Genomic DNA, 20287 nt, shown 5'->3' on the forward strand with positions numbered 1-20287 from the left:
CCGGCGTGGTCAGCCTCGCCCGCTCAAAACTCGAAGCCGGTCAGGCCGTGACCATGATGCGTGTCCACGACAGGAACGCTGTCCGTTGAGGGAGGCGCGGCACGCGACGGTCGGCCTTCGTGACAGCCGCACGACGGTGCGCATGGCCCGCAGCGCGCCCCTCCGGCTGGAGGTCTGCCGAACCGCCACAGAGGAGACTTAGAGATTCGACCGAACGCCGCTTCGGCGCGCGAGACCCGAGACCCGAACCCAATGCCGATGATCGATCCCGCCCGTACGCTCCTCCTCGTCATCGACGTTCAGGTCCGGCTGATGCCGGCGATCGCCGAGGGCGCTGGCGTGCTCGCCAACACGGGCCGCCTCGCCGCGGCCGCGAAGCTCCTCGATGTGCCGATCCTGTTCACCGAGCAGAATGCCGGAGGCCTGGGGCCGACCGTGCCGGAACTCGCGCCGGAGCCGGGGATGGCTTTCCCGAAGATGAGCTTCGGCGCCGTGCAGGCCCCGGGCTTCCTCGAGCGTCTGCCCGCGGATCGCGACCTCGTGGTGGCCGGCTGCGAGGCGCATATCTGCGTGCTTCAGACGGCGCTCGGCTTGCTGGAGGCCGGGCGGCGGGTCTGGGTGGTCCGCGACGCGGTGGGCTCCCGCCGGATCGAGAACCGGGATGCGGCGCTCGTCCGCATGGCGGCCCACGGCGCCGAGATCGTCACCACCGAGATGGTGGCGTTCGAGTGGCTCGGAACCGTCCGGCACAGGCGGTTCCGCGAGGTCGTCCGGCTCATCAAGTGAGCGGCGCGCCGCTCGGCGCGGCGCCTCAGCTCCCGTCCAGGGCTGCGCGGGTCCGGGCGTCGGGTCCGATATCGTCGGTGCCGTCCATCCCCAGCGCCTCGATCAGGCGCAGGCGCGCGCGGCTGACCCGGCTCTTGATGGTTCCGACCGCGACGCCGCAGATCGCCGCGGCCTCCTCGTAGGTGAAGCTCTGGGCGCCCACGAGGACCAGCGCCTCACGCTGGGCGGCAGGCAGACGGTTCAGGGCGCTCTGGAACTGCGCCATCTCCATCCGGACCTCCTGCTCGGGCAGGGCGGTCAGCCGGCCGGCATGCACGCCGTCAGCGTCCTCCACCTCGCGCTTGCGCTTGCGCTGCTCCGAGTAGAACAGGTTGCGCAGGATCGTGAACAGCCACGCGGTCAGGTTGGTCCCCCGGCGGAAGCTGGCGGCGTTGATCCAGGCGCGCACCAGCGTGTCCTGGACGAGGTCGTCCGAGCGGTCGAAGTCGTAGGTCAACGAGAACGCGAAGGCGCGCAGGGCCGGGATCGCCCCGAGCAGCAGGTCGCGCATCTCGGCATCGGCGCCGGCCGGCGCGGGGCCGGACCCGCTCCCCGCGGGAGCGGCTTGCAGCATCAGGGTCATGGCTGGGCCTCCGTCTCGGCGCAGGCGGCGAGGTCGTCGAGGAGCGTCCGGAGCCGGTCCGGGATCGGCTGGGCCAGGACCGCCGCGTAGTGCAGCCGCAGGCCGCGCCCGATCCGGTCGCGCGCCGCCGCATCGATCGGGCGGCTCTGCCTCGCCCGACGCGGCGCGAGGCCGGGATCGCCCGCTTCGATCGTCTCGGCGGCGCCTCTGATCGGCCGCTCGTCGTTCCCCATCATGGCCGCGCCCCTAACGTGCGCGATGCGGCCCCGAGGGGGGCATGGCGGTCCGCCTTGCCGGTCATCGACCGAGCACGGCGCGGACACGCCTCATCGCCTTCCGGCGGCGCTGGTAGGCGCGGCGGATTTAATCGCCTCTGAATTGCACATTCATCTAATCTTAATCTTATAACGGCCGAGCTTGAGCCCTTATAGACGCGGATCACCTTAGTTACAAATCAGAAATACTTATTTACAGCTTGGCCATTACGGATATCGGTGGAGCCGTCTGAACGGGGGCTGAGCGGCGACCCGCCCGGGTGTGCGTCCAGAACGCCCCGTCGGTGCGCGCTCGGCCTGCTGCGCGCCGTCGCACAGCGTCTTGGAGCGGACGCCAGCATCGGTCCTGATCGATAAGCAGGCGCACCGCAGGTCCTGCGCCCGCGCGGGAAGCTGGGGCCGTGGAGGGGATCGAACTCCCGTCCTTCGGTTTACAAAACTGACGAAATGGCATCACGCGGCCTAACACAGGCTCACAGCGAACGGACTGTTGTAAGGCTTTGCCGTGGCTTGTTTTTTTCGAGAGTGTTGGCTCGTGCTGGTCACTGAGCCTAACAGACCCACGCGTGCCTTCGGTGTGCAGGCCAAGCTGCGTGCGGAAGGCCGGCTTTGACCCTGTTTCGAGGTGTCCCACAATTGCCAATACTAGGGGTGGGGCGGCTGGGATTTCAGGGAGCGTGAGTGCGGCGCGTCAATCGTCATCGTCCCGGTTCGGTCTCCTCAGGCTGTGCAGCCAGATCGAGACAACCACCGTCACCGAGAGGGGAGCGCCGACGACGAGCGCAACGGTCTCAAGGGCACCATCCATGTGGCCTCTTTATCCGCCAAGGGCGGCCGTCCTCTTCCTGCGAATTGGGGAAGGACGTCTGTGATGTGCATCACACCGGCCACGTAGAAAGGCTCAGGTCCGCCACGGCCTTGAGCGGCAAGCGGGGCGTGCGAGCGGGGCGTGATGGTGTCACCATTTCTCCTCGCTGATGAGCATGCCGCCCTGGTCGAAGGTGCCGCGCCAGCCGCTGTTCAGCAGGCGAACGGTTACCCGCGTGCAGCCCGCGTCCTCTTTGATCCGGGCGTCGACATAGCCGTAGCGCTCCAAGCGCTTCAGGTCCTCGGTACCCACACCGAGTCGTGCGGCGAGTTCGCGGGGATCGGCGACCCAATCGCCCAGATGACCGAGGGTGAGCCGCATGGAGCGAGCCTCTATCGGCGCGACGGCAGATGAGGTCCTGAGGTCGGCTGATCAGGCGACGCATGCGCCGCCGATCGACAAAGGGCCCGCATTGGCAGATGCGCCGTTGCTCTTAACCGATCACCAATCGGATGAGCAGGCAAGCCACCGATGAGCCGGCGACAGCGATGCCGAGCAGAACCGGACTGGCGAGCTGGTCTGCGGCATCGACGCACTGACCGCGACGGTGGTCCGGATGGTTGGCCGCTGCATTGCTCGCCGAGCTTGTGTTGAGATCCGGATAGACTGGATAGACAGGCGATCCCATGGGAATCTCCCGCTGAGAGGAGGCTCGAATCACCGAATCCCTAAGATGGCGCAGTCTCGAAAACTGTTAAAATCTAGACGGTAGGGCTGGCCGCCGCGGCTCGGCTTCATATCGACCTCGATTGCCCGTGTGGCTTCCGCAAAGGCCTTTTCTTCGGTCACGAAAGCGCTGTCCGAGCGCTCGATCCGCTTCTCGGACTTCCGTAGCGTGTTCGAAATTGAATCCACGCCCGCCCGTCTGCCTTTGGGGACAAGGTCGCGGGCGAGCGTCGAAGGTCAGCGACTCGTCCCGCCGCCGACAGGGCGGCCTATGCAATCATCGTCAGGGTCATCGCCGTGACGGACTTGTTGCCTCTCATGAACGCCGCTCGCGCATCCGGTGCGGGCCGCTGTAACCGACATGACATGAGGCTGCTGTCACCCCGGCGGAAATCGCTTGGCATCCGGCAGGCGAGAAATGGCGCCAAGCTGTTGTTAGGACTGGTGCCGGTGGAGAGGATCGAACTCCCGACCTTCGGTTTACAAAACCGCTGCACTACCGCTGTGCTACACCGGCAGGCGCACGGAAACCATTGAGGAATTTGGCGGTTTCCGTGCGTCTGGGGCGACTTTGACAACGTTTGAGGGCGTCTCGTCAAGGCACAAAACCCGGCCCCTTCCGGTCCCGGGTCGTTCGCGTTCCCGACAGGCGAGCGCAAACAGGCTCGCCCGCGGACCAATACCCTGCGGGCGCATCCAACGACGGGATGAGGCCCGCGCCCGCGCACGGCAAGGCTGGGCCGCGGCACCCACGCGGGCGCGACCCGGGCGTTGTGCCGGCTAAGAGCGCGGCCTCGCCCGCCAGGTTAGTAAGAGTAGTCCCGGCGCGGGTAGGCCTGAGGCGGGCCGTAGCCGGTTCCACGCGGCTGAACGCGTGCCCCGTAATCGATCTCGCGCCGCGCCTGACGGTTGGCCAGAGCCCGTCCGGTCAGGCACCCGGCGACCGCGCCGACCACGCCGCGCTCGGCCAGATAATGGCCAGCGAGGCCGCCGATGATCGCGCCCTTGATGCAGCCCTTGGCCTCGGCCGCTCCGACACTCATGAGGGCCACGACGGCGACGATGGATGCGCGTCCGACGATGTGCATGCTGGTGCTCCCGTTGATGCCGACAAGAACTTGCGCAGACGCAAGCGCGTTCCCCCCACGCTCATCGGCTTCCAGCCTGCACGCCGATGCTGCGCTGCGCCCGCGCGGTCGATGATCCGCAGGCGGGGGGCGACACCGAGGCCGCACCCGCGGACGGCCGTGGAGGCTTGCGCGTCGGCCCATTTCTTCAGCGGCCGGTAGGAACGGTCCGCGCGGGTGGGTGGTTCGAAGCTGTTGCGACGCCATCGACAAGGGAGACGTGCATGGACATTTGGCAGCTCATCGAACGCGACCACGAGAACATCGGTGGCCTGATCCGCGAGATCCCTTACGCTCTCAACGATCCCGGCGCGGTCGGCGGCCGAGAGCAGATGCTGTCCGATCTCATGGCTGAGCTGGACCTGCATGCGATCGCCCTCGACGCCAGCCTCTACGGTCCCCTGAACCGCGAGAACCAGACACGCGCGCTGATTGAAGACCTGCACCGCAGCCACGCGGAGTTCAGGCGCCAGTTGCAGCAGCTCGCCCGCTACTCGCGGAGAAACTCGGCTGGCTGGCTCGACACCTTCGAGGATGTCACGTTCCTCGTGGATCAGCACCTGCACCGCCACGTTCACGAGCTGGTCCCGGCAGCCCAGACCCTTCTCGGGCCCGAGGAGGTCGCCGCGGCGACACGAGCTTTCGTGCGCGCCAAGACGAACGCCCTTCGGACGCGCAGGCGGCGCACCGTGGCGGGGGGCTTGTCGAGCGAGGTCGCCCTGGTTGCGACGCTCGCCGGCGTGGCGGTCGGACTCGGTTATCTGGTCTGGAACGGCGGCCGGTTTGGCGGCTCGCGGTCGCCCCGCGCGGTCGAGGCGGGGGAGCGTGTCCCCCGGCAGGCGGTGCGCCCGATGCCACGGTGACCACCGCCGACACCGCGGTGGGGCGCAAGGTGGCGCCCGCGCATCGGGACGCGTCGCCCACTTGGACCCGCCCCGAGCTGCTCGCGGGGCGGGGGAGCGACCGATCGCCCCCGCGGCCGTAGGGATGCGCTATGCCCGTTCAGCCTCGGCAAGATGCGCCTCGTGTTGGCGCTGCAGGCCTTCGAAGGTGAGCAGAAGGCCCGTGGCCTCCTCGACAGGCAATCCGTCTGCTCTGAGACGAGCGACAAGCGCGCTGCTTCGCGACGTGCTCTGCACCTTCGCGAACATGCCGCCGCAGCATCTCGATCTTGGTTTCGCCCGGTTCCATGCGGGCGACATAACCGATCTCTGATGGAAACCGCCGTCGGCTGTTCAGAGACTAGCGAGACGCCTTGCCGTTCAGCCGGGGCCCCGTGAAGGTCAGCGTCCCCGCGTAGATCTGGCTGCCTTCCTCATCACGGACCATCACCGTAACGGCATGGTTGTCGCCGTCGTTCGAGGTGATCAGCTCCGCGATATCCGGCAAGCTTGCCATAACCCGCTCACGGGCGGCTTCGATAGTCTGGCATTCCAGGCTTTACGCGTCACGCTGGATCTCGCCATCGTGGATATCGAAGTAGAAGCGAGGCACGTAGAACGCCCAGCGACCTTGGGCCGCCCAATGGCCGTCAACCGCCGAATTCGGCATACACGAGGTCATCCAAGGGGCTTGATCACATGCGGGTGTGGCGGGCTGCCGCAAGGCGCCAACCTGCTCTTGAGCCAATCCGATACGTGAGGCGGCTCAGCGTCAGGATGGCCGGCAGCAGGAAATTCAAGCTGCGCGCGGTGCCTTCGCCCGTCTCCGAATAGCGCGATCAACGCGCCGGAAGGACCTCCGCAGCGCCCTGTCGAGCGGCTAATCGGACGTCGGCCGCGCGCTCACGCGCCCGTCCTTATCCTTCGAAAACTCATTTTTTGCTCGCAATAGCATGGCGCGGATATGCGCTCGTCTCTTGAGCCTATTCGAAAGGCCGTAATCAACTTGCCCTTCTCCTTTAGCAATGACCGCCATAATGGCGCCTCCAGAGCCTAAAGACGAACTGCAATCCATGCGATCGCGACTTAGGGACGCTCGTAGCTCGATTTCCGTTCCTATCCCTATGCGATTTCGCACAGGTTGACCTACGTTAGCGCCAGGGAAGAGCGCTGTTCGGGGGCAAGAATGCTCAGACGGTTCTATTTCGACGTCGACAACGGTCAGGAGACGATCCGGGACGACGAAGGCGTTGAGGCCGCCGACCTGGAGCAAGCGCTGACCGACGCGCGTGGCGTCATCGGCGAAATGGCGGACGATCTCGGTACCACCGATCTCAACAACCCGTGGACGCTCGTCGTGCGTGATGAGATGGGATTGACGGTCGCGCACGTGCCAATCGGGCTGTTCTCCAGCGCGCACCGAATGCCGCGTCGCGGCTGAGCGGCCGCTCTCATCGCGTTGGCCTATCGCCGGACGAGGATCGCGCGGGCGCCGGAATCATCGCGCGTGCCCCAACGGTTGAGCTGGAACGCGGTCGGGATCGCTGGCGCCTCTGGCGATCTGCTGCGTGCCGTTGATGAGGCCGGCGGTGTTCCCGACACAGAAGAGCGCCGAGCCCCGCAACCCAAAAGCGCACGGCTTCGTTCCTGCGGCTGATCCGAACCGGGTCAGCTACGGGAGGAAACAATGCTACGTTTCGGAGTGGGATTGGCGCTGACGATAGCCATGACGGGCATCGCACTGGCTGCGCCTATGAGGACAGAGGACAAAGCCGCGCTGCAGCAGCAATGCAGCGGCGATTTCACGACCTTCTGTGGCGACATGCCACCTGCGGATAGTCCAGAGACGCAGGCCTGCTTCGACAAGAACATGTCCAAGCTCTCGCCGGGCTGCCAGAACGCGATCCAGGCCTACAAGAAGAAGGGCTAGGCGGCTCCGCCTGCACGCGAGGCTCAGCAGCAGACGAAAGCCCGCCACAGCAGTTTGCTGGGCGGGCTGAGGTTGTCGCGGGTCGGACGAGAAGTCCGGATTGCACGAAACACGGTCGCGGACCTCACCACAACGGAGTGCGGCCTCGGTCACTCAGGTGCGGCCGGCCCTCTGAGCGTCCGACCCACGGCGCGAACTCTGGCGCGGTTGGCCTCACCCTGCACGTAGCTGATAACGCGACGTCGGACCGCCACGTCCTCGATCTGCTCGAACGCCCGGATCAACTCGGCATTCTCTGACAGGCTCAAGCCCTTCGCGTCGTTGAGCTGTCTCGCGACCCGGAGGGTCTCGATCGAGATGCCAAGTGCATCGGCAATCTGCGAGAGGGCTTGTGCCGTGTCATCCATGCCCGGAACCCCAGGTCAGTTCGCAAGGCTCAACCGCTAGTTTTGTATGCAACCGCGTACAAATCACGGAAGCGTGCGTCGTCGGGTTTGATCGGCCTGCCGTGCTTCAGGCACATGGCTGGTTGCGCGCGGCGCGATCGATCTGGGCGGCGCTGATGATTCGGCGGTGCAGAGGCCGCGATGCTGGAACCGCCCGATGCGCGGCGGTCGCAGGATGGACCGAGCTCAGACGACGTGCGGCGGCAGGATCAGGAACTGCGCGTGCACGATCAGGCTGAAGGCCATGGCGGCCGTCACGACGGCGTCGGCGAACCGGCTGGTCATCGTGGCTGGCTTGGTCATCGTGTACCCTTCCGATCTTGTGGCCGGCGACCGGCCGCGTCGGGACCGGCTTATGGTTAAGCCCGGTATCCGGCTGATGGCGTCGATTGTTGCGTCCGTGGCGTCGTTCGCGCGCTCCGCGCCTCCCCGGCCGAACGGCGCGTACGCCCCTTCAGGATCGCCGAGGGGCCCGGGCTTTCCGGCTCTATTGGAGCGTGCATGCGCCCGCCGGCACCTCGCGCCCGGCTTCCAAGAGGGCGCGCAGCTTGCGCGCTGCGATCAGGATGATGTCGGGACGCGCGACCCCGTGAGGCGTCTCGGTCACGAAGCGCCGAAGCGCTTCCGTGAGACTCCGCTCGATCTCATCCATCAGCTTGAGGCCCTTGGAGCCCTCAAGCCTCAGGTAAGCGTCGGAGAGCGTGAGGTAAGCCGCACTCGCAAGGAGGAAGGCGACGCCGTTGGCCTCCTGCACCTCATCAGGAAGCCACTCGCTTTCCGCGACGCTGTTTTCCATAGGCCGGGTCCCGCCAAATGTGTCTCGGCGGGCTATGTATCGAGTTTTGGAACTGCGCTGATTGATAAATCTGCGCTTTCACCCAGTGCTGCAGTTCCTCCGATCATGCAACGCGGGCCGCTCATCGCCTATCCGGTGCCCGATCCTCCGCTCGCGCGGCTCGGTGCGGGCCACAGCATCCTTCCGGAGGGTACGATCACTCAGCGCGAACGTCAGGGCGCGAACTTCAGGCTGATCTTACGGCCGTCGTGCGAGACGACGTGGCACAGCTTGTCCACTTCCAGAGCCGCCGAGATCAGTCGCAATTTCCGTGGGATGGGGCCATCTGACGCCACCTCGATCAGGGCCCCGCCCTTGTTGAGGTTCCAGATCAGGCAGCCGCAGCGTTCCTTCGGATCGCCAAAATAGATCTGTCCCGTTTTCAGGCCGGCTCGGATCGCCTTGCTCTTCCTGTTTTCAGACACAAAACTCTCATACGTTATAAAATTGAATATTTATTATACTATCGGCCCATGGGGTAGCTTTCACATCAAATGATGCGTGCGATCGTGGCGTGGGATGAGTACTTACGCCCGCGCGACCCGCGAACTGTTCGGCTGACCGCCGCCGGAAGATCGGGACACCGACCGTCAGACGGCGCAAAGAGGCTCCATCGTCGCGGGGCAATGCTGCCGAAATGCCCGACATTCACCGTTCTGCGGGGGGCAGGCGCGGCCCGGAGACCCCGCCTCGATCGGCATCGGGAGCGGGCCTGGGGCGCCTGCGGAAGCTGCGGGCTTCCGCAGGCCGCCGTCGTTCGGGACGCTCAGCGTGCGGGGGCTGCAGCCGGAGCGGGATTCGGCGGCGACAGGGCCGACCCGGAACTCTGCTGCGAGGCGGTGTGCTGCTGGCTCCCCGTCTGCGGGTCCAGTACCCCGCGATCCCGCCCGCGAAGACAAGTCCCACCACCACGAGGCCGATCACGATCGGCTTGAGATCGCGCCACTCCCGACGCTTCGCTGGCTCCACGGTATTCCCTCTCGACGTGACGGATGGTGGCTTGCACGCCCCGAGCCGCTAACCGCGCAACCGCCCGACCGGGTCCGCCGCTCCGGCCCACATCAGCGTTCCCGAATGCCGAGCCGGTCGGGTGCGAAGGCCGCGCCGCCGGCCCGCGCTCCACGATCACGTGTGAAACGGCACGGCCGTTCGCGCGGCGGTCTTGTCATCGGCGCGGCTTCGGCTCACGCGCGACACGATGATCGCGACGCGGCGCCTTCTCGACCGACCTGTGGATGTTCCCGGAGACGCTTCGTGAGCGTGCACGCCGCGCCGCCCGCTCCGGATGCCCTGCGGCTCGTGATCGTCGGCGGCGGCTTCACCGGAGCGGCGCTCGCCATTCATGCGATGCGGGCCGCTGCCGGTCCCCTCGACATCGTCGTGCTGGAGCCCCGGGCGGAACTCGGGCGCGGCGTGGCCTACGGCACGGCGGACCGGAACCATCGCATCAACGTGCCGAGCGACCGCATGGACGTCGCCGCCGCCGAGTCCGGGGCCGCGACCGCGTGGTTTCGCGCGCAGGGCCTCCTGCCGGAGGACGAGGCGGCGCGCTACCTGCCGCGCGCTGCCTACGGTGCCTATGTCGGGGACCTGCTTGCCCGGACAGGCGCGGCGGCCGGCGACCGGGTGCGCCTGCGCCATCTGCGGATGGCGGCCACCGCGGTGCGGCGGCAGAACGGCGCCTGGATGGTGGATACGGACACGGGTGAGCGGATCGCGGCGGATCGCGTCGCCCTGTGCTTCGGCCACGCGGTGCCGGCTCTGCCCTGTCGTCTCGCTCCGGGCGTCGCCGCGTCCCGCCGCTTCGTCCCGGATCCCTGGGCGGTCGACGCCCTGGCCGCCATCGAGCCCGGGGCCTCCGTCCTGGTCGTCGGCACCGGGCTCACCATGGCCGACGTGGTGACGAGCCTCCGGGCGAGCGGCCATCGCGGGGCGATCACCGCGGTGTCGCGCCGCGGCCTCCTGCCCAGGGCGCACGGAGTCTTCCTGACGAGTCTCGACGTGCTGGGGCCGGATCGGCCGCGGACCGCTCTGGATCTGCTGCGCCTGCTTCGGCGGCAGGTCGCGGCCGTCGATCCCGCCCTGGGCTGGCAACCGGTGCTCGACTCGTTCCGTAAGGTTCTGCCCGATGTCTGGAATGCCCTGCCGGCCGCAGAGCAGCGGCGGATCGTGCGCCGCCTGCTGCCGTTCTGGGAGGTGCACCGGTTCCGCATCGCGCCGCAGATCGCGGCCGGCCTCGCGCAGGCCCGGGCGGAGGGGCAGCTCTCCGTCCGGCGGGCGTCGGTGATCGGCTTGGCGCTGGCCGCGGATGGCCGCCTGGAGGCTGAATTGCGGGCGGGCGACGCGACGGAGCGCCGCCGGTTCGACGCGGTGGTGCTCTGCACCGGGCCGGAGCGCGACGTCTCGCGCAACCCGCTGGTGGCGGCCCTGCTCGCCGACGGCACCGCGCGCCTCGACGCGGTCGGGCTCGGGCTCGCCGTCGACCGTCGCAGCCGCGTGCTCGGCGCGGCGGGCGCGCCCCAGCCGGGCCTCTACGCCTTCGGCCCGATGACCCGGGGCAGCTTCGGCGAGATGAGCGGTGCCGCCGACATCGCCCACCACATCGAGGCCGTCGTGGCCGGCCTGCTGGAACGGGATCTCGAGGGCGCTCTCCGCCCCGGGGCGCTCGCCGGCTCGGCGCCGGGGAAGGCGGCCTCATCGACGAGCCCGTCGACCGAGCCTGACGCTTGAAACCTCCTGCGCATTCACAGGGCGTGAAAGGCGGACCCGGTCTGTGTCTCGTTGACGGTCGCCGGGAGGCTGGCCTAAGCAGCCCCATGATCTGTCGCGCCAGCAACGCCGTGAGCTATCGTCCGCCCGCACCATAGGGCGGCTGCGTTCGATCACGACCAACGATCATACCAAGCCGCCGCATTCCGGCGGCGCTTTCCTATCCAGGCAGGTCTCCGGGGGCGGCGCGTCCACCACCGACGAGAGACCACAATGCCCGCCCAGCGATCAGCGTCCATCCCCTCGACCGGCGACCAGACGGTCGAACCTCCGGCGCCGTGCCTCTTCGAGGTTGAGCACGGCGACACCGTCATCCGCATCGCTGACGATTGGGACGGTCATGTCCTCATCGAAAAGCTGTACGTTGCCCTCCGGGAAGCCCGTCAGGCGCGGGACAAAGCGGCCCTGCTGCGGAGAGCAGGGCCTGTCCGCGCGGACAGGCCCGCGGAGCGTCCAGCGACGTAACGGGCTGGTCCGGTCCGCGCCGCAAGCGGCCCCCGCCGCGGGTGCCGAGCGTCGGGTTTCGACCGGTGGCGCCCTGTGGGCGATCCTTGAATCGCCCACAGGGTTCTAGCCGGCCCGCCGCATGGTGCGGCGGACGGTCCGGCGCGGTTCGGCGCCCCAGCGGTACTTGTACGGCTCCTCGCCCCGCAGGAAGTGGAACTCCGCGGCCCCCCCGCCGCAGCCGCCTCGATCAGGCAGGCGAAGGCAAGTGTGCCGAAGCTCTGCCCCGGGACGCTCATGTCGACGGCGTTGATGTAGGAATAGCCGGCGCGCGGGTCGGCGAGGCCGTACAGCACGGCCACGATCGCCGCCTCGCGGCGGACCAGGGATATCCGGAGCAGGCCGGCCTCGGCCAGCGCCGGGGCCGCGCTCCGGTGGAAGGCCTGGATCCGAGGATCCGCCAGTACCCCGGGCTGGCCCTCCCGGGCCCAGCGCGCCGCGTGCAGGGCGAACAGCGCGTCCAGCGCCGGGCCGATCTCGGCGGGCGTGGCGAGCGCCTCGGTGACGCCGCCGAGGCGCCCGGCCCGATGCCGGTCATGCACGACCTTGCGGCGCTGCGTGCCGGTGAGGGCGGCGAGCGGCGAACCCTCACGGGGCAGCGTCAGGACCGGACAGATCTCCGCCTCGGTGTCGTGAGCCTGCCAGCCCCCGGGCACGGGTCCGAGGAGCGGGGAATCGGCGCGCAGGTCCGGCAGCAGGAGCTCGTCCCACCGGTCCGCCGTCGCCAGGATGGCGGACCACACCTTGTCCATCGGGGCGCCGGGCGCGACCAGGGCGTCGCAATAATCGCTGTGTCCGGCCCCGACCGGCACGAGCCGGCGCACGCCGGCATCGTGCCAGACGAACAGCGGCAGGGCCGCCACGAGATCGCCGGCCGGGTCGCGCACCGCCGCGTCCAGGCGCTCGCCGCCGCCGAGATGCGTCCACCACGCCTCCAGCCAGGCCGGGGACTGGAAGGGCGTGGCGCGCGGGTCGCGCCGCCACAGGGACCAATGCTCCTGCCGGGTCATGCGCGCCGCCTCAGGTGGAATCCCGTGCCGTCCCAGATCCTGAACGGGCGCTCGCCCGCCCGCAGCATCGCGAAGCCGTGGGCGGCCGCAAGCGCCTGGGCCTCGGCGCAATCCCGCTCGGGGTCGGACCGGTAGGACCAGTTGAACACCAGCAGGTCGCCGCCAGGGGCCAGCACCCGCGCGGCTTCCGCCAGGAAGGCGTCGAGACCGTTCGCCTGGACCACGTAGGGCAGGCTGTCGACCGCGATCAGGAGATCCACGGCGCCGTCCGCCACCGGGCAGAGGCCGTCGGCATTCTGCGCGAAAGCCAAGTTGCCGCGTTCGCCGGCCCGGCGGCGGGCCTCGGCGACCATGCCGGCGGAGAGGTCGAGGCCCAGCACGCGTTCGGCCTCGCCGGCGAGCGCGGCCGCCACCCGGCCGATGCCGCAGCCGAAATCCACCACCCGGCGTCCCGCCGGCGGCGCCCAGGCGCGGATCACCGCCATCAGCTCGTCGGTGGCGGCGGCGAGGTCGTCCGGGTCGCCGAACGTGTAGAAGGCGACGCCGGCCTCGGGGGCCTCGTCGGCCAGGCGGTCGAACAGAGCCGCCGTCGCTGCCCGGACATCCGCCCCCTCCGGCCACAGCCCCGATCGCGCCAGCCGGCCGAGGGCGTCGAGGCGGCCGCGGTGGCGCTCCGCCAGGTGGGCCAGGGCGGCCAGCGGCGGCGCGTCCGGCCGCTCAGCAGCGGCGCGTTCGAGCCGCGCGACGTCGACCGTCCGGCCGGCCAGCACCAGGCGGGACAGGGCGATCTGGGGCGAGATCTCGCTCCGGGCGCAGGCTTCGAGGATCTCCGGATCGGTCATGCGGCGAGCCTCGCGTACAGGTCGAGATAGGCGTCGGTGGTGTGGCGGAGCGCGAAGCGCACGCAGGCCGCCTGCCGGCAGGCGGCCGGGTCGATGGCGCCGACCGTCCTGATCGCCTCGGCCATCTGCGCCACGGTGTCGACGATCAGCCCGGTGGTGCCGTGCGTCACGATCTCCGGCAGGGCACCGGCCCGGAAGGCGATCACCGGCGTACCGCTCGCCAGCGCCTCCATGGCCACCAGCGAGGACGTCTCCGGCGCCGTCGAGGGGATCAGGACGCAGCGCGCCTGCGCGAGCAGCCGGCGCTTCTCCGCGCCCTCCACCGGGCCGACCCAGCGGCGCAGGGTGTCGAGCCGCGGCGCGATCGCGGTCTCGAAGTAGCGGCGGTGGGCCGCGTAGGGGAAGACGCGGCCCGCGGCGATCAGGGGCGCCCCCGCCATCCGGGCGGCGTCGAGGGCATCGTGGAAGCCCTTCTCGGGGGCGACGCGGCCGAGCACCAGCGCGTAGGCTTCCTTGGCCGGGCCGGGCCGGTAGGCCTCGGTGTCGACCCCGTTGGGGATCGGCGGCAGCAGCGCGACGTCGGGCGGGGCGCGCCGCGCCTGGTCGGGGGAGACCGGATTGAGCCATGTGCCCGGGCGGCCCGGCCGGAGGGCGCCGGGATCGTACCAGTCGATCGGCAGGTGCAGGGTCGCGAGCACCGGCACGCCCGGGGGCGGCAAGTACCGGTCGAAGTCCAGGCCGTGCAGGTGGATGAGGTCGGCCGCGTGCGTGCGGACGATCCCGGCCAGCAGCGCGTGCAGGCGCTCGTAGACGGCGGTGCGATGCGCCTCGGTGATCTCGCCCGCCGGCGCCGGCAGTGGCGTCAGCGTTCCCGCCGTGCAGGAGCCCGCGGCGGCAATCACCCGCGCGCGGTGGCCGGCCCGCACCAGCGCCCGGTCGAGCTGCGCCAGCACCTGCTCGGCGCCTCCCGCCGGATCGGCGGTGACCGGTGCGAACGGGTAGGCCACGCTCACGACGGTCAGGCTCACGCCGCGACGGCCTCCGCCAAGCCGCGCCAGCGCGCGGCGGTGATCGACCAGCCGAACCCGTCGTAGAGGCTCGCGCCGGGCGGCGGCGGCGCGGTGAAATCGTAGGCCGGTGCGGGCCGCCAGCGCTCGGCCTGCGGGCACCAGCCGTCGATCACCGCGGCCTGGCTGCGATGGGCCGCGATCGCCTGCGCCACGCGCGCGCGCTCGGCCGCTTCGAGGGGCCTGACCTGTTCGGGGCAGCCCGCGTCGGGCCAGAAATGGCCGAAGCGGCGCGTGCCCGCGTGCCGGTGATAGCAGGCGAACTCCGCCAGGGCCGGTGCCCGGCCGGTCCGGTCGCCGATCCGCGCGGCCGCCTTCCGCACGGCGAGCGCGGCGGTGTCGTGATCGGGGTGGCCGCCCTCATACGGATGCGTCAGGACCGCCGCGACGTCCGTCAGGTCGTGCGCCAGCCGCGCGACGAGATCCGGCAGGTGGGCGACGGCCTCCTGATCGGGGAGGCCGTAGGCGATGCGACGGGGCCGGGCGTCCAGCACCGCCAGCGCCGCGTCGAGCTCGTCCGACCGGGCGCGGGCGTAATCCGAGCGGGTCGCGAAGCCCAGCCGCGCGGCATCCGCCATGTCGGCGGGCGCGCTGTCGGTGAGGTGGATCAGGATCAGCCCGGACAGGCGGAGGAGGGCGGTCCCCGCCCAGAGCGTCTCGTCGTCGGCATGGGCCACGACGACGGCGACGGGGTCGGGGATCGGCGTTCCGGACGCGAGGCGCCGCGCGAAGGCGAGAGACGCGCTCAAGGATCTGCCGATCTGGGCAAGCAAGACACCCGCAGGCTGGGACCATCGATGGCCGCTGCAGGTCTATCCGCCGCCGCGGCCGGAAGTTCCCCGGCCGCTTGTCCGCCCGGCTTGCCCGGCGGGTCAGCCGAACAGGGTCCGGGCGACGATCTGCGGGTCGATCGGCTTCTGGCAGAGGGCCACGGCCCCGTGGGGCGGCGGCACGGCGGCCGGATCGTAGCCCGTCGCGAACAGGAACGGCACGCCCCGCGCGTGCAGGGCATCGGCCACGGGGTAGACGAGCTCGTCCTGCAGGTTGATGTCGAGCACGGCGGCGTCGATCTCGGCGGTGCTGGCGATCAGGGCCAGCGCCTCGTTCACGCTGGGCACCGGGCCGAGGACCTGGGCGCCGCCCTCCTCGAACCAGCTCTTGAGGTCGACGGCGATGAAGTAGTCATCCTCGACCAGCAGGACCCGCCGGCCGGTGAGCGCCTGGTTGGACAGGGTCATGCTTGGCTCCCGATGGCTTCTCCCGCGGGGAGGGGAAGGTCAATCGCGCAGTGAAGCGCCGTCTCGCCCAATTCGTAGCGGGTCTTGGCCTTGAGCGCATAGGGCAGCGCCCGCTCGATGAGTTCGCGTCCGTAGCCGCCCCGCGTCACCGGGCTCTGGATCTCCCGCTCGCGGACGAGGCCTTCTTCGACCCACTCGACCAGCAGCCGGCGCCCGTCCTCCGACGGAAAGGTCCGCCAGGTCACGCTGAGGCGCCCATGGGGGTGGTGAACGCACCATATTTCAGGGCGTTGGTGGCGAGCTCGTGCAGGGCCAGCGCGAAGGTCTGCACCGTCGCCTTGCGCAGGCGCACCATCGGCCCCGCAAGCCGGATCCGGCCCTGCATGGTCGGCGCGTCGAGGGCCGCCAGTTCGGTCTCGATCAGCGCCCGGAGCGTGATCGGCTCCTGGTCCGAGCGCGACAGGAGGCCCTGCACGCGGGAGAGCGCCGAGAGGCGATCGTTGAACCGCTCCCGGAACGTCTCGCCCGGCCCGGTCTGCGCCATGGTCTGCTTGGCGATGGAGCGCACGACCCCCAGCAGGTTGCGGGTCCGGTGCTGCAGCTCGGCGACCATGACCTGCTGCCGCTCCTGGAGCTGGCGCAGGTCGTCGATGTCGGTCGAGGTGCCGAGCCACTCGACGATCCGGCCCTCGGCGTCGCGGACCGCCGTCGCGCGCGTCTGGAACCAGCAATGGCGGTGCTCGGGGGCGTTGCAGAGCCGGTGCTCGTACGAGAGATGGCCCGTCTCCGCCGCGTTGCGCCAGGCCGCCTGGGCGGTTGCCCAATCGTCGGGATGGACCGCGTCCAGCCAGCCCCAGCCCAGGCTCGTGACGTCGGTCTGGCCGGTATAGGCCTGCCATTGCGGGCTCGACCAGATGCACGTCCCGTCGATGGCGGCCCGCCAGATGAGCTGCGGGATCCCCTCGGTCAGGGTGCGGAACAGCGCCTCGCTCGCGCGCAGGCGCCGCTCGGTTAGGACGCGCTCGGTGCTCTCGACCACGATGGCGATGACGCCGGCGGGCTGCCCGCTCGCGTCGAAGACCGGCGAGTAGTCGAGGTTCATCCAGACCTGCTCGGGCCGCCCGTAGCGGTGCAGGGTGAGTTCCTGATCCCGGTAGGACAGCGTGCCGCCGGCGAGCCCCACGCGCATGACGTTGTCGTTGAAATCGGCGACCTCCGGCCAGCCCTCGCGCACCTTCGAGCCGAGGAGCTGCGGGTGCCGGCCGCCGGCGAAGCCCGAATAGGCATCGTTGTAGATCATGATGCCGTCCTCGCCCCACAGCAGGACGATCGGCACCGGTGAGAGCAGCACGGTGCTGACCGCGAAGATCAGGCATTGCGGCCAGCCTGTGATCGGGCCCAGGGGCGTCTGCGCCCAGTCGAAGTTCCGGACGAGATCGCCGAGTTCGCCGCAGCCCGCCGGAAGGGGCCACGCCCCGTTCATGCCCTGAACGAACCCCGGGACAACAGCACGGTCGAGCGCGGGACTGAGAGAGATGGCGGCGATCCCACGACGGCATGGAGCATTGGCCGGGCCGGTTGCCGAAACCGCCCGGCCGCGACGCTACTACATGGCCGCAACCCTTGGTAGGGCCGCCCCTGCGCGCGCGCGCGGGCTTACGCCGCGGCGCGCTCCACAGCCTCGGCGAGCTGGCTCGCGACCGCGTCGCCCTTGTAGATCTCGTCCACCGCCTGCTTCAGCTTGGACGCGTCCTCGGTCCGGCCGAGGGCCTTGGCGTAGGCGGCGGCCGAGCCGAAGCCGGCCAGCCCGTAATGCGACATGCGCTGATACTGCGCGATGATCGCGACGTCGCGCAGCTTGCCGTCGCTCGGCGCTTCCTTGATCCCGTGCTTCAGCGCCTCGGCCACCAGACCCTCCATGCCCTTGCAATGCTCGGGCTTGGTCTCGCCACCGTTGGCCTGGATCAGGCTCTTCAGCACCTCCGTGTGCTTCTGGATGCCGCCGACCGAATGCTCCAGCATCTGCTTCAGCTTCGCGTCGCTGACCTGCCCGCTGAGCTGCTGCACGGCCTTGACCATCTGGTCATTGGCCGACCAGAGATCCTGCATCTCATCGAGATAGACCTCTTTCAGGCTGCCGGGTGCCGACATCGCCGCCTCCGTCTTGGTTGCCGATGCCCGGTGAACCCAGGCTGGCAGGCGGTGTTCCGGGAGGCCGCGGGGCGCGGGACTTCGGTTGGCGGTGAACCTCCCGGCCGAAGGCGTGACGCTTCCCATGCCTGCAGTCCCCTTGCGTGCAGCGCTCTTCTGCCGGCCTGCTGGCCGGATTCGCGGCGGCCTCCCTGACTGGCCCTGCCTCGGCGACACCGGCCGGACCGTCCCCGTCAGTCGCCGCCTCGGACGGCCTGCTGACGACCGTCCGCGCCCGGCGCCACCGGATGCGGCGCGGCGCCCGGATGCTGGGCGGCAGCCGGTTCAACAACGTCACCCGGGGCGCCATCGGCGGCGACAGCGGCGGCAACGCCGTCACCGGGAGCACCGCGGCCCCGAGCGGGCGGTGAGCCGCCCCGGGCCGGCGCGCGGCCGGCCCGGACTTCGCTCAGGCACCGCGATAGCCCGTCCCACCGTTGCCCGCCGGGCTCTCGTGCTGGGGCTCCGCGTAAGCCTTGTTGTCGAAGGCACCCATGTCGCCGGGCTCGGACTGGCCCGGGGAGCGGGGCCCCTGCGGCCGCTTCGCCACCGGCTCCGGCGGGTAGGGGCGGGCACCCGCCGGGTCCTCGGCCAGCACGTCGCGGGCCGGTCTCGGGTCGGACTCGCTCATCGAAGGGCTCCTGATCACGCCGCGTCGCTCAGGAGTAAGGAGCGGTGGCCGGCCCGGTTCCCCGCGGGTGGCCTACCCGCGGTTAGCCGTCTCCGGGAAGCGGCGGGCGAACCAGTCACGCAGGATCTGACGCTCGTAATACAGGCCGCCAGTCGAGAAACGTGGGTTCGACGTCAGCAGGAAGTTGATGTCGGTGACCGTGTCCTCGCCCTGCGCCACGATGCGGCCGCCGCGGCGCAGGGCGTAGGCGAGGCGGATCCGCGGCGGCGTGGCGTCGGTCACGACCCGGACGCCCGTCGGCGTCGAGAAGCCCGGACGGTCGAAACCGGCGAGGTCGATATCGAGGACGGTGATGTCGAGGCGCTCTCCCGGCCGGAGCCGGGCGGCGCCGAGATCCTGGAAGATCCGGGTCAGTTCGGCCAGGGTGACCCGGAGCGGCTGCCCGGAGGCGAAGCGGTTCTCGGCGTCGGTGAAGCGCTCGGGTGCCGCGTAGCGCACCTGCACCTCCGCGCGGGCCGGCCCGGCCGCCAGCAGTGCTGCCATGAGGGCCAAGCCGGCCCAGCCGCCGGCGATGCGCGTGCGCATGTCGCGTGTCCTCTCGCGCGTGTCCGCTGTGGGCGCCGCTCGGGCGTCCGGGATCGCAGGGACCCGCTCCCTGGGTAACAGGTCGCGCCGGCCATCGTTTCCGCGTCCCGCTCCGTCGGGGACCTGCGACCGAATAAACCCGGCCCCGTTCATAGTCTCGCCGTGTTCCGGGCGCCTCGTGGCGTCACCAGCCCCGCGGGGCTGCCCAGTCCTGGGAGAACGACCGCATGCTGAACTCTGTCCTCGCGCTCCTCACGGTCATCGCGGTGCTGGTGGTCACGGCGCTGTTCAAGCTGCCGCTCCTGCCGTTCCGCCTCGCCGGCCGCCTGCTGCGCCATCGCCCGGCGGCCGCCTGAGCGTGCCGGTCATTCCGCCGCGTCGATGGTGAACGCCATCCCGCGGCCCGGCCCCTGGTCGGAATAATCCACGAGCGCCAAGCCACGCTCGGCCAGCGTCGCCGCGACGGTGTCCCGCTCCTTGCGCACCATCTGGCCGACCGCGAGCGGCGTCAGCCGCGGGCTCGCGCGCCGCAGCTGATCGACCCCGATGCTCGCCGGCAGGCCTTCGCCCTCGGCGATCCGGGCGAGCGCGAGGCCCAGATCCTTCGCCTTCGTTTCCGCGGCGGATTTCGGCTTGAACGCCATGCTGTCTCCTTACCTCCTCGGCGCGCCGGCCCAACCCCGAGCCGGCGGTCTCTCCGTTACGCGGCCCGCGCGTCGACGTTCACGTCGGGGAAAGCCCTGATCCAGACGCGGCGACCCCGCGCGTCGTAGACCTCGACCTGCCAGGCCGACCAGTCGAACCGCTCGACCACCCGCTCCATGAGGGCGAGCGCCACGCGCTCGGCATGGACCCGCATCCCCGCCGCGTTCGGCAACCGGCAGCCCCTCAGGTCGGTCACCAGCTCGTGGCCGTCCGTGCAGTGGAAGCGGTAAAGCCGCATCGGCATTGACGTTTCCTCGACCAATCCACAGCGCTCCACAGCGATCCGAGAACCCGGCGCCGCGGCGGTTGA

At 70.0% G+C, this 20287-nt stretch carries 25 protein-coding genes, 1 tRNA gene and 1 pseudogene; 7 read left to right on the forward strand and 20 right to left on the reverse strand.

Going from position 1 to position 20287, the window contains the following annotated elements; translation table 11 throughout:
• The first annotated feature begins 252 nt into the window (after positions 1-252).
• Complete coding sequence (locus M6G65_RS26495) at positions 253-786, forward strand: isochorismatase family protein (protein ID WP_238198720.1); 534 nt, start codon at positions 253-255, stop codon at positions 784-786.
• A gap of 25 nt (positions 787-811) precedes the next feature.
• Here M6G65_RS26495 and M6G65_RS26500 read toward each other — a convergent pair whose 3' ends face one another.
• The 5 genes from M6G65_RS26500 to M6G65_RS26520 form a co-directional block, all read right to left on the reverse strand.
• Positions 812-1408: a sigma-70 family RNA polymerase sigma factor gene (locus M6G65_RS26500; RefSeq protein WP_238198718.1), complete on the reverse strand. Its 597-nt coding sequence runs from the start codon at positions 1406-1408 to the stop codon at positions 812-814.
• The gene (locus M6G65_RS26505) at positions 1405-1644 is read right to left on the reverse strand and encodes a NepR family anti-sigma factor (RefSeq protein WP_238198716.1); all 240 of its coding nucleotides are present in this window, start codon (positions 1642-1644) and stop codon (positions 1405-1407) included. The genes M6G65_RS26500 and M6G65_RS26505 overlap by 4 nt, the downstream gene beginning before the upstream one ends.
• Positions 1645-2641: 997 nt before the next feature.
• Positions 2642-2872: a hypothetical protein gene (locus M6G65_RS26510; RefSeq protein WP_250103085.1), complete on the reverse strand. Its 231-nt coding sequence runs from the start codon at positions 2870-2872 to the stop codon at positions 2642-2644.
• Between the two features lie 787 nt (positions 2873-3659).
• Positions 3660-3734, reverse strand: a tRNA-Thr gene (locus M6G65_RS26515).
• A gap of 289 nt (positions 3735-4023) precedes the next feature.
• Positions 4024-4305, reverse strand: a complete 282-nt coding sequence (locus M6G65_RS26520; RefSeq protein WP_238198711.1) for a hypothetical protein — start codon at positions 4303-4305, stop codon at positions 4024-4026.
• 263 nt (positions 4306-4568) lie between these two features.
• Here M6G65_RS26520 and M6G65_RS26525 point away from each other — a divergent pair, with 263 nt between their 5' ends.
• On the forward strand, positions 4569-5207 hold the full coding sequence (locus M6G65_RS26525; protein ID WP_238198710.1) for a hemerythrin domain-containing protein: 639 nt from the start codon (positions 4569-4571) through the stop codon (positions 5205-5207).
• Between the two features lie 379 nt (positions 5208-5586).
• Here M6G65_RS26525 and M6G65_RS26530 read toward each other — a convergent pair whose 3' ends face one another.
• Entirely contained in the window at positions 5587-5742 is a 156-nt protein-coding gene (locus M6G65_RS26530; protein ID WP_238198709.1) for a hypothetical protein, read from the reverse strand.
• Positions 5743-6411: 669 nt separating this feature from the next.
• Here M6G65_RS26530 and M6G65_RS26535 point away from each other — a divergent pair.
• Together M6G65_RS26535 and M6G65_RS26540 are read left to right on the forward strand one after the other, a co-directional pair.
• Positions 6412-6666, forward strand: a complete 255-nt coding sequence (locus tag M6G65_RS26535) for a DUF6894 family protein (protein WP_238198708.1) — start codon at positions 6412-6414, stop codon at positions 6664-6666.
• A gap of 261 nt (positions 6667-6927) precedes the next feature.
• Positions 6928-7155, forward strand: a complete 228-nt coding sequence (locus tag M6G65_RS26540; RefSeq protein ID WP_373323853.1) for a hypothetical protein — start codon at positions 6928-6930, stop codon at positions 7153-7155.
• A gap of 149 nt (positions 7156-7304) precedes the next feature.
• Here M6G65_RS26540 and M6G65_RS26545 read toward each other — a convergent pair whose 3' ends face one another.
• From M6G65_RS26545 to M6G65_RS26555, 3 genes are all read right to left on the reverse strand, one after another.
• Positions 7305-7562 (reverse strand): hypothetical protein, encoded by a 258-nt coding sequence (locus M6G65_RS26545; protein WP_192709585.1) that lies wholly within the window; start codon positions 7560-7562, stop codon positions 7305-7307.
• Between the two features lie 526 nt (positions 7563-8088).
• The gene (locus tag M6G65_RS26550; RefSeq protein ID WP_238198706.1) at positions 8089-8397 is read right to left on the reverse strand and encodes a hypothetical protein; all 309 of its coding nucleotides are present in this window, start codon (positions 8395-8397) and stop codon (positions 8089-8091) included.
• Positions 8398-8609: 212 nt separating this feature from the next.
• Positions 8610-8861 (reverse strand): hypothetical protein, encoded by a 252-nt coding sequence (locus tag M6G65_RS26555; protein ID WP_238198705.1) that lies wholly within the window; start codon positions 8859-8861, stop codon positions 8610-8612.
• Positions 8862-9690: 829 nt separating this feature from the next.
• Between M6G65_RS26555 and M6G65_RS26560 the strand changes: the two genes are divergently transcribed.
• On the forward strand, positions 9691-11166 hold the full coding sequence (locus tag M6G65_RS26560; protein ID WP_238198703.1) for an FAD/NAD(P)-binding protein: 1476 nt from the start codon (positions 9691-9693) through the stop codon (positions 11164-11166).
• Positions 11167-11588: 422 nt separating this feature from the next.
• Here M6G65_RS26560 and M6G65_RS26565 read toward each other — a convergent pair whose 3' ends face one another.
• The 7 genes and pseudogenes from M6G65_RS26565 to M6G65_RS26595 form a co-directional block, all read right to left on the reverse strand.
• Positions 11589-12719, reverse strand: coding sequence for a GNAT family N-acetyltransferase (locus M6G65_RS26565; RefSeq protein ID WP_250103086.1), 1131 nt, complete (start codon positions 12717-12719; stop codon positions 11589-11591).
• Positions 12716-13561, reverse strand: coding sequence for a class I SAM-dependent methyltransferase (locus M6G65_RS26570; protein WP_238198700.1), 846 nt, complete (start codon positions 13559-13561; stop codon positions 12716-12718). Before M6G65_RS26570 ends, M6G65_RS26565 begins: the two co-directional genes overlap by 4 nt.
• The gene (locus M6G65_RS26575; RefSeq protein WP_238198699.1) at positions 13558-14589 is read right to left on the reverse strand and encodes a glycosyltransferase; all 1032 of its coding nucleotides are present in this window, start codon (positions 14587-14589) and stop codon (positions 13558-13560) included. Before M6G65_RS26575 ends, M6G65_RS26570 begins: the two co-directional genes overlap by 4 nt.
• Positions 14586-15377, reverse strand: coding sequence for a PIG-L deacetylase family protein (locus tag M6G65_RS26580; RefSeq protein ID WP_238198698.1), 792 nt, complete (start codon positions 15375-15377; stop codon positions 14586-14588). The genes M6G65_RS26575 and M6G65_RS26580 overlap by 4 nt, the downstream gene beginning before the upstream one ends.
• A 123-nt stretch (positions 15378-15500) precedes the next feature.
• Positions 15501-15866, reverse strand: coding sequence for a response regulator (locus M6G65_RS26585; RefSeq protein ID WP_238198697.1), 366 nt, complete (start codon positions 15864-15866; stop codon positions 15501-15503).
• A pseudogene (locus M6G65_RS26590) lies at positions 15863-17349 on the reverse strand (sensor histidine kinase). The gene M6G65_RS26585 and the pseudogene M6G65_RS26590 overlap by 4 nt, the downstream one beginning before the upstream one ends.
• Before the next feature lie 173 nt (positions 17350-17522).
• A complete protein-coding gene (locus M6G65_RS26595; protein WP_238198695.1) occupies positions 17523-18017 on the reverse strand; it encodes a ferritin-like domain-containing protein in 495 nt (164 codons plus the stop codon).
• A 143-nt stretch (positions 18018-18160) separates the two neighbouring features.
• On the opposite strand from M6G65_RS26595, the gene M6G65_RS26600 reads away from it, so the two are divergent.
• Positions 18161-18427 carry a hypothetical protein gene (locus tag M6G65_RS26600; protein ID WP_238198694.1) on the forward strand — a complete coding sequence of 89 codons (267 nt, stop codon included), beginning with the start codon at positions 18161-18163 and terminating at the stop codon, positions 18425-18427.
• 38 nt (positions 18428-18465) lie between these two features.
• Here M6G65_RS26600 and M6G65_RS26605 read toward each other — a convergent pair whose 3' ends face one another.
• Together M6G65_RS26605 and M6G65_RS26610 are read right to left on the reverse strand one after the other, a co-directional pair.
• Positions 18466-18687: a hypothetical protein gene (locus M6G65_RS26605; protein ID WP_238198693.1), complete on the reverse strand. Its 222-nt coding sequence runs from the start codon at positions 18685-18687 to the stop codon at positions 18466-18468.
• A gap of 72 nt (positions 18688-18759) precedes the next feature.
• Entirely contained in the window at positions 18760-19272 is a 513-nt protein-coding gene (locus tag M6G65_RS26610; protein WP_238198692.1) for a DUF3016 domain-containing protein, read from the reverse strand.
• A gap of 227 nt (positions 19273-19499) precedes the next feature.
• Between M6G65_RS26610 and M6G65_RS33580 the strand changes: the two genes are divergently transcribed.
• Positions 19500-19628 carry a hypothetical protein gene (locus M6G65_RS33580; RefSeq protein ID WP_283214895.1) on the forward strand — a complete coding sequence of 43 codons (129 nt, stop codon included), beginning with the start codon at positions 19500-19502 and terminating at the stop codon, positions 19626-19628.
• A 9-nt stretch (positions 19629-19637) separates the two neighbouring features.
• On the opposite strand, the gene M6G65_RS26615 is transcribed toward M6G65_RS33580, so the two are convergent.
• The gene (locus M6G65_RS26615) at positions 19638-19916 is read right to left on the reverse strand and encodes an adenylosuccinate synthase (protein WP_192709571.1); all 279 of its coding nucleotides are present in this window, start codon (positions 19914-19916) and stop codon (positions 19638-19640) included.
• A gap of 56 nt (positions 19917-19972) precedes the next feature.
• The gene (locus tag M6G65_RS26620; protein ID WP_238198691.1) at positions 19973-20221 is read right to left on the reverse strand and encodes a DUF6894 family protein; all 249 of its coding nucleotides are present in this window, start codon (positions 20219-20221) and stop codon (positions 19973-19975) included.
• Between the last annotated feature and the right edge of the window lie 66 nt (positions 20222-20287).

Source organism: Methylobacterium tardum, from assembly GCF_023546765.1.
GTDB lineage: Bacteria > Pseudomonadota > Alphaproteobacteria > Rhizobiales > Beijerinckiaceae > Methylobacterium > Methylobacterium tardum.